Source organism: Xanthobacter pseudotagetidis, from assembly GCF_043194795.2.
Taxonomy (GTDB): Bacteria; Pseudomonadota; Alphaproteobacteria; order Rhizobiales; family Xanthobacteraceae; genus Xanthobacter; species Xanthobacter tagetidis_A.
Genome location: NZ_CM195534.1, coordinates 1,572,146 through 1,584,999 on the forward strand (window position 1 = coordinate 1,572,146; position 12,854 = coordinate 1,584,999).

11 protein-coding genes are annotated in these 12,854 nt (G+C 69.6%); 7 read left to right on the forward strand and 4 right to left on the reverse strand.

Features of this window, described 5'->3' with window-relative positions; translation table 11 throughout:
* The first annotated feature begins 31 nt into the window (after positions 1-31).
* Complete coding sequence (gene tmpT / locus V5F67_RS07190; protein WP_394022166.1) at positions 32-670, forward strand: thiopurine S-methyltransferase; 639 nt, start codon at positions 32-34, stop codon at positions 668-670.
* A gap of 16 nt (positions 671-686) precedes the next feature.
* Here tmpT and V5F67_RS07195 read toward each other — a convergent pair whose 3' ends face one another.
* Positions 687-2,168 (reverse strand): aldehyde dehydrogenase, encoded by a 1,482-nt coding sequence (locus tag V5F67_RS07195; protein ID WP_394022165.1) that lies wholly within the window; start codon positions 2,166-2,168, stop codon positions 687-689.
* A 265-nt stretch (positions 2,169-2,433) separates the two neighbouring features.
* On the opposite strand from V5F67_RS07195, the gene V5F67_RS07200 reads away from it, so the two are divergent.
* The gene (locus tag V5F67_RS07200; RefSeq protein ID WP_394022164.1) at positions 2,434-2,760 is read left to right on the forward strand and encodes a hypothetical protein; all 327 of its coding nucleotides are present in this window, start codon (positions 2,434-2,436) and stop codon (positions 2,758-2,760) included.
* Between the two features lie 75 nt (positions 2,761-2,835).
* Here V5F67_RS07200 and greA read toward each other — a convergent pair whose 3' ends face one another.
* Both greA and carB read right to left on the reverse strand, forming a co-directional pair.
* Positions 2,836-3,309, reverse strand: coding sequence for a transcription elongation factor GreA (greA, locus tag V5F67_RS07205; protein WP_394022163.1), 474 nt, complete (start codon positions 3,307-3,309; stop codon positions 2,836-2,838).
* A 252-nt stretch (positions 3,310-3,561) separates the two neighbouring features.
* The gene (gene carB, locus V5F67_RS07210; protein WP_394022162.1) at positions 3,562-6,924 is read right to left on the reverse strand and encodes a carbamoyl-phosphate synthase large subunit; all 3,363 of its coding nucleotides are present in this window, start codon (positions 6,922-6,924) and stop codon (positions 3,562-3,564) included.
* A 288-nt stretch (positions 6,925-7,212) separates the two neighbouring features.
* Between carB and V5F67_RS07215 the strand changes: the two genes are divergently transcribed.
* The gene (locus V5F67_RS07215; protein ID WP_394022161.1) at positions 7,213-7,638 is read left to right on the forward strand and encodes a GtrA family protein; all 426 of its coding nucleotides are present in this window, start codon (positions 7,213-7,215) and stop codon (positions 7,636-7,638) included.
* Between the two features lie 70 nt (positions 7,639-7,708).
* Here V5F67_RS07215 and V5F67_RS07220 read toward each other — a convergent pair whose 3' ends face one another.
* Positions 7,709-8,404 (reverse strand): class I SAM-dependent methyltransferase, encoded by a 696-nt coding sequence (locus V5F67_RS07220; RefSeq protein ID WP_394022160.1) that lies wholly within the window; start codon positions 8,402-8,404, stop codon positions 7,709-7,711.
* A gap of 298 nt (positions 8,405-8,702) precedes the next feature.
* Between V5F67_RS07220 and V5F67_RS07225 the strand changes: the two genes are divergently transcribed.
* The 4 genes from V5F67_RS07225 to V5F67_RS07240 all read left to right on the forward strand — a co-directional run bounded on the left by V5F67_RS07225 (position 8,703) and on the right by V5F67_RS07240 (position 12,817).
* Positions 8,703-9,482 carry an ABC transporter ATP-binding protein gene (locus V5F67_RS07225; protein WP_394022159.1) on the forward strand — a complete coding sequence of 260 codons (780 nt, stop codon included), beginning with the start codon at positions 8,703-8,705 and terminating at the stop codon, positions 9,480-9,482.
* Entirely contained in the window at positions 9,479-10,369 is an 891-nt protein-coding gene (locus V5F67_RS07230; RefSeq protein ID WP_394022158.1) for an ABC transporter permease, read from the forward strand. The genes V5F67_RS07225 and V5F67_RS07230 overlap by 4 nt, the downstream gene beginning before the upstream one ends.
* A gap of 45 nt (positions 10,370-10,414) precedes the next feature.
* A complete protein-coding gene (locus V5F67_RS07235) occupies positions 10,415-11,389 on the forward strand; it encodes an ABC transporter substrate-binding protein (RefSeq protein WP_394022157.1) in 975 nt (324 codons plus the stop codon).
* A gap of 111 nt (positions 11,390-11,500) precedes the next feature.
* The gene (locus V5F67_RS07240) at positions 11,501-12,817 is read left to right on the forward strand and encodes an amidase (RefSeq protein WP_394022156.1); all 1,317 of its coding nucleotides are present in this window, start codon (positions 11,501-11,503) and stop codon (positions 12,815-12,817) included.
* The last annotated feature ends 37 nt before the right edge of the window (positions 12,818-12,854 follow it).

The window sequence follows — 12,854 nt, forward strand, 5'->3', positions numbered from 1 at the left end:
GCCGGCGCGTGACGGGAACGGGGTGGCACCGATGGACGCGGATTTCTGGCACGCCCGGTGGACCGCCAACCAGATCGGCTTCCACGAAGGCAAGCCGAACGTTCATCTGGAGGCGCGCCTGGCGCGTCTCGGCCTTGCCGCCGATGGGCGCGTGTTCCTGCCTTTGTGCGGCAAGACGCGGGACATCGCCTGGCTGCTGGCGCGCGGCCTCCGGGTCGCCGGCGCGGAGCTGAGCCCGCTGGCGGTGGCGCAGCTGTTCGAGGAGCTGGGCGTCGCGCCGGAGATCTCCGCCGCCGGGCCGCTGGAGCTTCACCGCGCACCGGGCCTCGACGTCTTCGTCGGCGACATCTTCGCGCTTTCGGCGGACCGGCTCGGCCCGGTGGACGCGGTCTATGACCGGGCGGCGCTGGTGGCGCTGCCGCCATCCATGCGCCCGCCTTATGCCGCGCACCTCGCGGCCCTCGCCGCCCGCGCGCCGCAACTGCTCGTCTGCTTCACCTATGACCAGACGCAGGCGGAAGGGCCGCCCTTCTCGGTGGCCGCCGAGGAGGTCGAAGCGCTCTATGGCGCGGCCTACCGGCTGGAACGCCTCGACAACTGCCCGGTGCCCGGCGGGCTCAGGGGCAAGGTTCCGGCTAAGGAGAATGTCTGGCTGCTCGAACCCGCGTGACGGCCGGCCCGCGGCTCTAAAGCCGCGTCCAGACGGTCTTGAGGTCGGAATACTTCTCCAGCGCGTGCAACGACTTGTCGCGGCCGAAGCCGGACTGCTTCACGCCGCCGAACGGGGTGGTGATGTCGTCGGCGTCGAAGCAGTTCACGTAGACGACGCCGGCCTTGAAGCGCCGCGCCACCTTGTGGGCGGCGCCGAGGTCGCCGCTCCAGACCGAGGCGCCGAGGCCGTAGACGGTGCCGTTGGCGATCTCCACCGCCTCATCGAGCCCGTCGAAGCCGATCACCGAGAGCACCGGCCCGAAGATCTCCTGCTGCGCCAGCGACGAGGACGGCGCCACGTCGTCGAACACGGTGGGGGCGACGAAGGCACCACCGCTCTCCTCGCGCACCGCCGTGCCGCCCGCCACCAGCCGCGCGCCCTCCTTCAGGCCGCCGTCGATGGCCTTGAGGATGCGCTGCTGGTGCTCGCGGCTCACCACCGCGCCGGCTGGCGCGGCGGGATCCAGCGGATCGGCGGGCATCCAGCGCGGCGCCAGAGCGGCGATGCGCGCCACGAGGTCGGCGCGGATGCGGTTGTCCACCAGCAGCCGCGAGGCCGCCGTGCACATCTCGCCCTGATTGAAGAAGATGCCGCCGGCCACCGCTTCGGCGACCGCGTCCAGGTCCTTCACGTCGTGGGCCACCACGAAGGCGGTCTTGCCGCCCAGCTCCAGATAGACCCGCTTGAGGTTGCTGTCCGAGGCATAGCGCATGAAGTAGCGCCCGACCTCGGTGGAGCCGGTGAAGGCGATGGCGTCCACGTCCATGTGCAGGCCCAGCGCCTTGCCGGCCTCGGCGCCGAGGCCCGGCACCACGTTGAAGACGCCGTCCGGAATCCCGGCCTCCTGCGCCAGCTCCGCGAGGCGCAGCGCGGTGAGCGGGCTCTCCTCCGCCGGCTTGAGGACGACCGAATTGCCCATGGCCAGAGCGGGCGCCACCTTCCAGGCGGCCATGATCATGGGGAAGTTCCAGGGCACCACGGCGCCCACCACCCCGATCGGCTCGCGCAGGATAAGGGCGAGGTTCTCCAGCGTGGTGGGCGCCACCTCGCCATAGACCTTGTCGGCGCACTCGCCGTAATAGGCGAAGCAGTCGGCGGCGGCGCGCGCGTCGATGGCGCGGGCGTCCGAGATCGGCTTGCCCATGTTGAGGGTCTCGGTGAGCGCCAGCTCCTCGCGGTTGGCGCGGATCAATTCCGCGAAGCGCTGGAGGGTGCGCTTGCGGTCGAGCGGCCTGAGGCCCGACCAGCGCCGGTCCTCGAACGCCCGGCGCGCCGCCTTGACCGCCCGGTCCACGTCCTGCGCGTCGCAGGCGGCGACCTCGGCCAGCACCTTGCCGGTGGCCGGGTTCACGGCGGGGAAGGTGCGGCCCGAGACGGCCGGCGCGAAGGCGCCGTCGATGAAGGCCATGGTCCGGAAAGTGGGATGGAGCTCCGCCGCCCGTTCCGCCACCGCCATGATGAGACGCTCCTGAAGACCGAAGACCGCGCAGCCTCGCGCGGCGCACCGCAGGCCGTCAAGCATGCGACCGGGGCCGGCGGCATACCCGGCATCAGACGCAGCCAAGCCGGCCCCATCCCTCAATTGGAGGATGTGGAGCGGCCGCGTCCGTCCTAGCGTTGCGCATCCCGTGACGGGTTCGGCCGCCTCCGGCGCTGACGGTGCGGGCGCTGGCCCAGGCCGCGCTCCGGCTCTCACTGGGCGGGCGCGCGAGGGGGGAGCAATGGATCTCTGGTCGGGATGGGGCTTCGTCACCGCGGCGATCTTCGCCGTCTGCCTGCTTCTGGCGGTGGTCCTCGGGCCGGCGCTGGGCATCGAGGACAATCTGCGCGTGGCCTCCGGCCTGCTGGCGGGGTCGGTGGCCAACTGGGTCATCGGCCGCGGCTTCAACGATCCCGCGCGCGCCCGCGTCCGGATCGATCCCGTTACCGGCCTGCTTCGTGTCGAGGAGAACCGGCATGCGCTGCTGCTGGTGCCGATGCAATACTGGTCGCCGGTCGGCATCACGCTGATGATGGCGGTGCTGGTGTCCGGCGCGAATCCCAGCTAGAGCCCGGCGCCCCCCGGGCCGGCCAAGGCCGGCCGCGGGGACCCAGCGGCCGGCCGAGGGCCCGGGCGCGGCCGCTCAGGCCCAGCGCACGCCGACGATCTCGAACGAGCGCGCGCCCTTGGGGGTGACGACCTCGACCGAGGCGCCCTTCTTCTTGCCGATCAGCGCCCGCGCCATGGGGGAGGAGATGGAGATGCGGCCCGCCTTGGCGTCGGCCTCGCTGTCGCCGACGATCTGCCAGACCCGCTCTTCCTCGGTGTCCTCGTCCACCAGCGTCACGGTGGCGCCGAACTTCACCACGTCGCCGGAGAGCTTGGAGACGTCGATCACCTCGGCGCGCGAGAGCTTGTCCTCGAGCTCGGCGATGCGGCCCTCGTTGAGGGACTGCTGCTCCTTGGCGGCATGGTATTCCGCATTCTCGGAGAGGTCGCCATGGGCGCGCGCCTCCGAGATGGCGGTGATGATGCGCGGGCGCTCCACTTGCTGACGCTGCTTCAGCTCTTGTTCGAGGGCGGCATAGCCTGCCGCCGTCATGGGGATCTTCTCCATGGGTCCTTTCAAGACCTCCTGAACCTGTGGCCGCCTGCGGCCCGCCCATGCCGGGCGGTTCCGCTCGGCCCGCCGCGGCGGGCCGCCGCCTTGGCGCCGGACCGCCCGCCATGCCTCTGCGCCTCTCCAGGCCGCCCGGAGCCGTGCCCTAAGGGCAGTCCGCGCTCCGGCCGCGCCGGAGAGGCCCGGCACAGATGAAGGCGCGCGCGGACGGGTTTGAGCCCGCCCTCGCCCGCCGAAAAAGCCGACGGCTCACGCCACCGAGGCTTTGCCCCGCGCAGCGCGCCCGTCGGCGTCGAAATAGCCCTGCAGCGGCCGCACCTTGAGGTCTCCGCCCACATAGGCCTTGATCCCCTGCGCCGCCGCGACGGCACCGGACAGCGTGGTGTAATACGGCACTTTCTGCAAGAGGGCGGCCCGGCGCAGCGAGCGGCTGTCCGCCAGCGCCTGGGCGCCCTCGGTGGTATTGAACACCAATTGCACCTCGCCGTTCTTGATCGCGTCGACGATGTGCGGGCGGCCTTCCAGCACCTTGTTGATCTTCGAGGCGGGGACGCCGTGCTCCTCCAGGAAGCGCAGGGTCCCGGAGGTGGCGATCACCTTGAAGCCGAGGGATTGCAGCATCTTGATGGTGGGCAGGATGCGCGCCTTGTCCTCGTCGCGCACCGAGACGAACACGGTGCCGGACTTCGGCACCTTGGTGCCGCCGCCCAGCTGGCTCTTGGCGAAGGCGACGCCATAGTCGGTGTCGAGCCCCATCACCTCGCCGGTGGAGCGCATCTCCGGGCCGAGCACGGTATCGACGCCGGGGAAGCGGGCGAACGGGAACACCGCCTCCTTCACCGCGATATGGTCGATGCGCGCCGGCTCGAGGCCGAAGCTCGCGATCTTCTCGCCCGCCATCACCCGCGCGGCGATCTTGGCGATGGGGATGCCGATCACCTTGGCGACGAACGGCACCGTGCGCGAGGCCCGCGGGTTCACCTCCAGCACGTAGATGTCGTCGCCCTTGATGGCGTACTGCACGTTCATGAGCCCGCCGACGCCCAGCGCCAGCGCCATGGCCGCGGTCTGCTTCTCCAGCGCCGCGAGCATGTCCGGGGAGAGCGAGTGCGGCGGCAGCGAGCAGGCGCTGTCGCCGGAATGGATGCCCGCTTCCTCGATGTGCTCCATGATGCCGGCGACGAACACGTCCTTGCCGTCGCAGAGCGCATCCACGTCCACCTCGATGGCGTCCGAGAGATAGCGGTCGAACAGCAGCGGGTTCTTGCCCAGCACCGTGTTGATCTGGCCGGTCTTGTCGTTGGGGTAGCGCGCCTTCACCTCCTGCGGCACGAGGCCGGGAAGGGTCTCCAGCAGGTAGTCGCCGAGCTCGCGCTCCTCGCGGATGATCTGCATCGCCCGCCCGCCCAGCACGTAGGAGGGGCGCACCACCATGGGATAGCCGAGCTCGCCGGCGACGAGGCGCGCCTGCTCCACCGAATAGGCGATGCCGTTGGCCGGCTGGCGGATCTTCAGGCGCTCCAGCAGGGTCTTGAAGCGGTCGCGGTCCTCGGCGAGGTCGATGGCGTCGGGCGAGGTGCCGAGGATCGGCACGTCCGCGTCCTCCAGCGCCTTGGCGAGCTTCAGCGGCGTCTGGCCGCCGAACTGCACGATCACGCCCTTGAGCGTGCCGTTGGTCTTCTCGCGGTCGATCAGCTCCAGCACGTCCTCGGCGGTCAGCGGCTCGAAATAGAGCCGGTCGGAGGTGTCGTAGTCGGTGGAGACGGTCTCCGGATTGCAGTTGACCATGATCGCTTCATAGCCCGCATCCTTCAGCGCGAAGGCGGCGTGGCAGCAGCAATAGTCGAACTCGATGCCCTGGCCGATGCGGTTCGGCCCGCCGCCGAGGATGATGACCTTCTCCCGGTCCGAGGGCTGCGCCTCGTCGGCGAGGGCGCCGGCGAACGGGGTCTCGTAGGTGGAGTACATGTAGGCGGTGGGGGAGGCGAACTCGGCGGCGCAGGTGTCGATGCGCTTGTAGGCCGGGCGCACGCCGAGCGCCTGGCGCCGCGCCCGCACCTGGCCCTCGGAGAGGCCGGCGAGGGTGGCGAGGCGCGCGTCGGAGAAGCCCATGGCCTTCAGGCGCCGGAACTGGCCCTCGGTGCCCGGCAGGCCGAGCCGGCGCACCTTCTGCTCCATCTCGACGATGCCGCGGATCTCGGCCAGGAACCAGGGATCGATCTTGCAGGCGGCGTGGATCTGCTCGTCGGTGAGGCCGAGGCGCATGGCCTGGGCGACGTAGAGGATGCGGTCCGGCGTCGGCGTGCCGAGCGCGGCGCGGATGGCGTTCTTGTCGTCGCCCTGGCGCAGGCCCTCGATCTCGATGTCGTCGAGGCCGGAAAGGCCGGTCTCCAGCGAGCGCAGCGCCTTCTGCAGGCTCTCCTGGAAGGTGCGGCCGATGGCCATGGCCTCGCCCACCGACTTCATGGAGGTGGTGAGCACCGGGTCCGCGCCGGGGAACTTCTCGAACGCGAAGCGGGGGATCTTCGTCACCACGTAGTCGATGGTGGGCTCGAACGAGGCGGGCGTGGCGCCGCCGGTGATGTCGTTCTCGATCTCGTCCAGCGTGTAGCCGACCGCGAGGCGCGCCGCGACCTTGGCGATGGGGAAGCCGGTCGCCTTCGAGGCCAGCGCCGAGGAGCGCGACACGCGCGGGTTCATCTCGATGACGATGAGGCGGCCGTCCTCGGGATTGACCGCGAACTGGACGTTGGAGCCGCCGGTCTCCACCCCGATCTCGCGCAGCACCGCCAGCGAGGCGTCGCGCATGATCTGGTATTCCTTGTCGGTCAGCGTCAGCGCCGGGGCCACCGTGATCGAATCGCCGGTGTGCACCCCCATCGGGTCGATGTTCTCGATCGAGCAGATGATGATGCAGTTGTCCGCCTTGTCGCGGACCACTTCCATCTCATACTCCTTCCAGCCCAGCACGCTCTCCTCCACCAGCACCTCGTTGGTGGGGGAGGCGTCGATGCCGCGCTCGATGATCTCGATGAACTCGGCCTTGTTGTAGGCGATGCCGCCGCCGGTGCCGCCCATGGTGAAGGACGGGCGGATGATGGCCGGAAGGCCCACCTCCTCCAGCGCCTCCAGCGCCTGGGCGAGCGTCTTGATCTGCCGCGACTTGGGGGTCGAGAGGCCGATCTTGGTCATGGCCTCGCGGAACAGCTCGCGGTCCTCGGCCTTGTCGATGGCCTCGGCGGTGGCGCCGATCATCTCCACGTCGAACTTTTCGAGCGTGCCCATCTTCTTGAGCGACAGCGCGCAGTTGAGCGCGGTCTGCCCGCCCATGGTGGGCAGCAGGGCGAAGCCCTTGGAGCGGTCGCCGCGCTCCTTCTCGATGATCTTGGTGACGATCTCGGCGGTGATGGGCTCGATGTAGGTGGCGTCCGCCATGTCCGGGTCGGTCATGATGGTCGCGGGATTGGAGTTGACGAGGACGACCCGGTATCCCTCCTCCTTCAGCGCCTTCACCGCCTGCGTGCCGGAATAGTCGAACTCGCAGGCCTGGCCGATCACGATGGGACCGGCGCCGATGATGAGGATGGTTTCGATATCGGTGCGTTTCGGCATTTTTTCCCGGCGCTCGTTCCACGTTCACCCGGGCTGCGATGCTCCGTCCCGAAAACCGGCATGCGCTTTTCGGGGGGATCGCGCCTCGGGCGCAAAAAAAGGGCCGCGGGTCGCGCGCCCCTCATCGTTCAGCTCGATCTCCGCCATTGCGGGCGGCGCGTGCGGGCAGGGCGACGCTCCAGCGACGAAATATCCCTTGGCCCGGCACGCTGATGGGGCTTCCTTAGACCATAATTCCAGGTGACGGAAGTCGCCTTCCATTTCCCACCCGCCGGGAGCGGCCCCCGCATGGCATCCGTGGTCCACGATATGGTTCGGCGCTACCGGCCGCTGATCCGGCAGGTGATCGCCTTCGCCGGGGCGGGCGGGGCGGCGGCGGTGGGCCATTTCTCCACGCTGGCGGCGCTGGTGGAATTCGACCTCGCCGGCCCGGTGCGCGCCTCGGCGTGCGGGTTCCTGGTGGGCGGCGTGATCTCCTATGTGCTCAATCGCCGCTTCACCTTCAACGCCACGCGCTCGCACGTGGGGGCGGTGCCGCGCTTCATCGCCGTGGCGGGGGTCGCCTTCGTGCTGAACGCCTTCCTCATGGACCTGTTCGTGCACCGGCTGGGCCTGTTCTACCTGCTGGCGCAGGTGCTCACCACCGGCCTGGTGCTGATCTGGACCTTTTCCGCCTACCGCATCTGGGCCTTCCGCCACGCGCCGGAGGCGTGACGCGAAGCCCGCGCGGCGTTTGGGCGGCCCGCCGGGCGCCGGTCGCAGGCCCGGGCCGACGGCGCGATCCTCAGCGCAGCCGGAAGGCCTGGAACGCCATGCGGTTCTGGTTGTGGCCGATATTGGGGCGCACGCGGCTCGCCGGCAGCCGTGCCGTCTCCAGCAGGCGCAGCATCTCGTCCTCCTCGTAGAAGGTGAGGCCAAGCTCGGTGCGCAGCTTGCGGTAGGGCGAGACGGCGGTGCGGGCGAGGCCCACCAGCGCCGCCGGCAGGAAGCCTTCCTTGGTGGCGAACCGGAGCAGCGCCGTCACGTCCTTCACCATGCCCACATCCGGCGGAATGACATCCGCCAGCAGCAGGCTGCCGCCCTTCAGCAGCAGCCGCCGCCAGCCGGCCAGAAGGGCCGGCAGGTCGACCTTGGGGATATATTGCAGCACCGAGTTGACGACGATCAGGTTGAAGCTGCCGTCCGGCAGCGCCGCCACCTCCTCGGGAGAGAGCACCTCGATCTTCGGGTTGCCGGCATGGCGCGCCTTCAGCGCTTCGCGCACGGTGGGCGCGGCATCGCACAGCACGAGCGCGGCGCATCGCTCCGCGAGCCGGTCGGCCGCGAGCGCCTCGCCGCACCCGAAGTCGAGCACGCGGGCGTCCGGCGCCGGGACGAACCGGGCGAGATCAGCGGCGATGCGCAGATAATGCACCGCTTTGTGATGCCCGTTCACATAGACGGCATTCGCGCCGTCCCAGAAGGAGATCCAGCTTGCCATACGCGCGTCCTCGGTAGGCGGCTGCTTGTGGCACAGGACGGGGCGGACCTCACGCGAAAAGACAAGCTTGAGCTTGGCTGGTGAATGACGGCGATGGTGCGATGCCGCATGTGCATGCATTCGTTGCAAGTTAAGCATGGCATAAAAGGCGGCAGATTGCATGCAATCGCGTCATGCGGTTACCGCTCGGGAACCCTGCCGCCCCGCCTCTAATCCTTTGTCGCAAAGCAAAAATGGCGCTTCGCTGACTTTGGCACCCTTGTTGCAAACCTGAGGGCCAGCAACAAGGGAGAGGCCGATGGCGCCCAAAGTTCAGCTCCGCCTGAACGGCATCCGCAAGAGCTTTCCAGGCAAAGGCGAGCCGGTCAAAGTGCTCGACGGCCTGACGTTCGACATCCATGAACGGGACTTCGTCAGCATCATCGGCCCCTCGGGCTGCGGCAAGACAACTGTATTCAATGTGATCGCCGGCCTCGCCGAGCCGGACGAGGGCGTCCTGCTCTATCGCGGCCATGAGGTGGACAGCCTGCGCGGGCGCGTCGGCTACATGATGCAGAAGGACCTCCTGTTCCCCTGGCTCACGGTGCTGGACAACGTGCTGCTCGGGCTGGACGCCAAGGGCGTGAAGCCGGCGGAGGCGCGCGACACCGCGCGCGAGTACATCTCGACCTTCGGCCTCTCGGGCTTCGAGAACGCCTATCCCAAGATGCTCTCCGGCGGCATGCGCCAGCGCGCGGCGCTGATCCGGACCCTGGTGCAGGACCCGGACATCCTGCTGCTGGACGAGCCGTTCTCCGCGCTCGACTACCAGACGCGGCTCTATCTGGAGGCCGTGCTTCTGGAGGCGGTGGAGACCTTCAACAAGACCGTGATCCTCGTCACCCACGACATCGACGAGGCGGTGGCGCTGTCGAAGCGGGTGGTGGTCCTCAGCCATCGGCCGACCACCGTGAAGTCGGTGCACGACATCGAGCTGTCGGAGCGCTCGCCCATCGCCGCTCGCAGCGATCCTCGCTTCTCCGGCTACTTCCACACCCTTTGCGCCGAGCTCGATATCCAGACGAGGGCCACGGCATGAGCGACGTATCGGAGACCGCCATGACCAAGCCCGGCATCGCCCCGAGCTCCAAATCCGCCTCCGCAGGCAGCGTGCCCGCGCGGCGCAGGCGGCGGCGCAACGCGCTCGATTCCACGCTCGGGCGCTCGGCGCTCCAGATCGCGGCGGTGGTGGGCTTCTTCCTGCTGTGGGAACTGGCGGTGGACGTCGGCTGGGCCAACGCCTTCCTGGTCGGCAAGCCGAGCGGGATCATCTCCGTCCTGGTCTCCTCGATCGCCGACGGCTCGCTGTTCGTCGACACCGGCTACACGGTGTTCGAGGCCCTGCTCGGCTTCGCCTTCGGCACCGTCATCGGCTCGCTGATCGGCCTCGCGCTCTGGTACTCGGTGTTCGTCGCCCGCCTCACCGAGCCCTTCATCGCCGCCATCAACTCGGTGCCGAAGATCGCGCTCGCGCCGATCATCATCCTGTGGTTCGGCACCGGGCTGACCTCGAAGGTGGCGCTCGCGGTGTCGCTCACCGCCATCGTCGCGCTCATCACCGCCTACCAGGCCGCCAAGGACGCGGACAAGGACCTGCAGGCGCTGCTGTTCTCCATGGGCGCGGACAAGCACCGCATCTTCAAGCGGGTGATCGTGCCGTCCACGCTGCCGGCCATCATCGCCACCTTCCGCATCAATATCGGCTTCGCGCTGGTGGGCGCGGTGGTCGGCGAGTTCATCTCCTCCCAGCACGGCCTCGGCCACCTGATCTACACCGCCTCCAGCCTCTACGACCTCAACTCGGTCTGGGCCGGCCTGTTCGTGCTGATGCTGGTGGGCTTCGTCTTCTACCACATGGTCGAGCTCACCGAGCGCTGGCTGCTGCCCTGGAAGCAGGAACAGCACTCCACCCAGATCAACGTCTGAGCGCCCGATTTCCAACCGACCTCCCAACCCGACCGGAGATTGTCCATGTCCTTTGTGCGCAAACTGAAGATGGCGTCGCTCGCCGCGGCGCTCGCGCTGGCCGCCGGCACCGCGCCCGCGGCCGCGCAGAACAAGAAGGTGGTGCTCTCGCAGGCCTTCCAGTCGATGCTGTACCTGCCGCTCTACGTGGCGATCAACAAGGGGTACTTCACCGAGGAAGGCCTCGACCTCGTGAAGGAGACCGCCGGCTCGCCGACCGCCGCGCTCTCGGCGGTGATCTCGGGCAGCGCGCAGTTCTCGCTGCACGGGCCGGAATGGACCGCTATCGCCGCCGAGAAGGGCGCGCCGGTCTTCATCATGGCCAACGTGGTGAACGGCGCCGCCGTGTGGATCGCCGCCGCCCCGGACTTCAAGTACGAGAGCCCGAAGGACTTCAAGGGCCAGAAGGTCGTCACCGGACAGATGCCCACCACCAGCACCTCGCTCTTCATCAAGCTGCTCAAGGAGAACGGCCTGAGCGAGAAGGACGTGGACATGCTCCAGGTGCCGCTCGGCTCCGAGCCCGGCCCGCTCGCCGCCGGCCAGGCCAAGATCGGCGTCATGTACGAGCCGGGCCTCGAGCAGGTGGTGGGCCAGGGCATGAAGGTGATCGTCAGCTTCCCGAAGCTCTACGGGGCCTATGCCTTCTCCTCCATCACCGCCCGCAAGGACGTGGACCCCGACCTCGCCCAGCGGGTCGCCAACGGCCTGGAGAAGGCGATGCGCTTCATGCACGCCAACGAGGCCGAGACGGTGGCCATCGGCCAGAAGGAGTTCCCGAAGCTCGACGCGGCGCTGGTCGGCGCCGCGGTGAAGCGCATGCTGGCGGACGGCGTCTATCCCAAGAGCGTCGACATCACCCCCGCCGCGCTCAAGGTGGGCCTCGAGACCCAGATCGCGCTCGGCAACCTGAAGGCCCAGCCCGATTACGCCACCTTCGTCGGCAAGTCCTTCATCGACAAGGCGATGACCATCAAGTGACGCCGCGCGCGCCGGCGGGCCAGGTCCGCCGACGCCTGTTCTCAATCCAGCGCGCAAGGCCCGGGCCCATCGGTCCGGGCCTTGCTCCTTAAGCCGGACCCTCCGCGACCCATGACTGAGACATTCGCCCCGCTGGGGGTGCTCGAAACCGTGCGCGCCGTTGCCGCCGGCACCCTCGATCCGCGCTCAAGCGTCGCCGCCGCCGCCGCCCGTGCCCGCGCCTGCGAGCCGGCCGTGGGCGCCTTCACCCATCTCGCCGCGCTCGACGCCGCCGCCGATCCCGGGGCCGGGCCGCTCGCCGGGATCGCCGTGGCGGTGAAGGACCTGATCGACACCGCCGGCATGCCCACCACCTACGGCTCGGCCATCTTCGCCGACCATGTGCCGGCCGAGGACGCGGCGGTGGTGAAGCGCCTCAAGGCGCTCTCGGCGGTTCTGGTGGGCAAGACCGTGACCACCGAGTTCGCCTGGCGCCATCCCGCCGGCACCCGCAATCCCTGGAATGTCGGCCACACGCCCGGCGGCTCCTCGTCAGGCTCGGCCGCGGCGGTGGCGAGCGGCGCGGCGCACGTGGCGCTGGGCACCCAGACGCTGGGCTCGGTGCTGCGCCCGGCGGCCTATTGCGGCGTGGTGGGGCTGAAGGCCTCGTTCGGCGCCGTGCCGCGCGCCGGCGTCCATCCGCTCTCCCAGTCGCTCGACCATGTGGGCCTGTTCGCCCGCACGGTGGACGACGCGGCCCTGGTGCTGTCGCTGATCGCCGAGGGCGACGGGGGGCTTGCCTTTCCGCCCTTCGGCGTGCCGCCCGAAGGGCTCGCCCCGTTCCCGAAGCCGCGCATCGGCCTCCTCGCCGGGCCGGAATGGGAGCTGCTGGAGGCGCCGCAGCGCGAGGTGCTGCGCCAGGCCGCAGGCGTGTTCGCCGCCGCCGGCGCGCTGGTGGAGGAGATCGCCCTGCCGCCCGCCTTCCAGCGTCTCGGGGAGATCAGCGCCACCCTCTGCTCCGCCGAGGGGGCCTACAATCTCGGCCCGCTCACCGACCGCTTTCCGGACAAGGCGAGCGAGCGGGTGAAGGCGCTGGTGGAGGCGGGGAGGGCGGTGCCGGCGACCGCCTATGTCGCCGCCTGCCACGACCGGCTGGCGCTCCGGGCCACCCTGCCGGCCGCGCTCGCCGGCTTCGACGTGCTGCTCACCGCCCCGGCCTTCGGCGAGGCGCCGGAAGGCCTCGGCAACACCGGCGATCCGGCGCTGTGCGTGCCGTGGACGACGCTCGGCGTGCCGGCCGTCGCGCTGCCGGCGGGAACGGGTCCGAAGGGCCTGCCGCTCGGCATCCAGCTGGTGGCTCCGTTCGGCGAGGACCTGAAGCTGCTGCGGATCGCCAAGGCGTGCGAGCTTGCGCTCGGCCGCCCGGTCGCAGTCGCGCCGGCGGCCTGAAGAGGGGCGCAAGCAAAAGGGGCCGCGCGAGCGGCCC

Bases quoted from the DNA above. Each gene is read 5' to 3' on its own strand.
- V5F67_RS07235 (WP_394022157.1), top strand. From the start codon at position 10,415: ATGTCCTTTGTGCGCAAACTGAAGATGGCGTCGCTCGCCGCGGCGCTC.
- V5F67_RS07225 (WP_394022159.1), top strand. From the start codon at position 8,703: ATGGCGCCCAAAGTTCAGCTCCGCCTGAACGGCATCCGCAAGAGCTTT.
- V5F67_RS07220 (WP_394022160.1), bottom strand. From the start codon at position 8,404: ATGGCAAGCTGGATCTCCTTCTGGGACGGCGCGAATGCCGTCTATGTG.
- V5F67_RS07215 (WP_394022161.1), top strand. From the start codon at position 7,213: ATGGCATCCGTGGTCCACGATATGGTTCGGCGCTACCGGCCGCTGATC.
- V5F67_RS07240 (WP_394022156.1), top strand. From the start codon at position 11,501: ATGACTGAGACATTCGCCCCGCTGGGGGTGCTCGAAACCGTGCGCGCC.
- V5F67_RS07200 (WP_394022164.1), top strand. From the start codon at position 2,434: ATGGATCTCTGGTCGGGATGGGGCTTCGTCACCGCGGCGATCTTCGCC.
- carB (WP_394022162.1), bottom strand. From the start codon at position 6,924: ATGCCGAAACGCACCGATATCGAAACCATCCTCATCATCGGCGCCGGT.
- greA (WP_394022163.1), bottom strand. From the start codon at position 3,309: ATGGAGAAGATCCCCATGACGGCGGCAGGCTATGCCGCCCTCGAACAA.
- tmpT (WP_394022166.1), top strand. From the start codon at position 32: ATGGACGCGGATTTCTGGCACGCCCGGTGGACCGCCAACCAGATCGGC.
- V5F67_RS07195 (WP_394022165.1), bottom strand. From the start codon at position 2,168: ATGGCGGTGGCGGAACGGGCGGCGGAGCTCCATCCCACTTTCCGGACC.
- V5F67_RS07230 (WP_394022158.1), top strand. From the start codon at position 9,479: ATGAGCGACGTATCGGAGACCGCCATGACCAAGCCCGGCATCGCCCCG.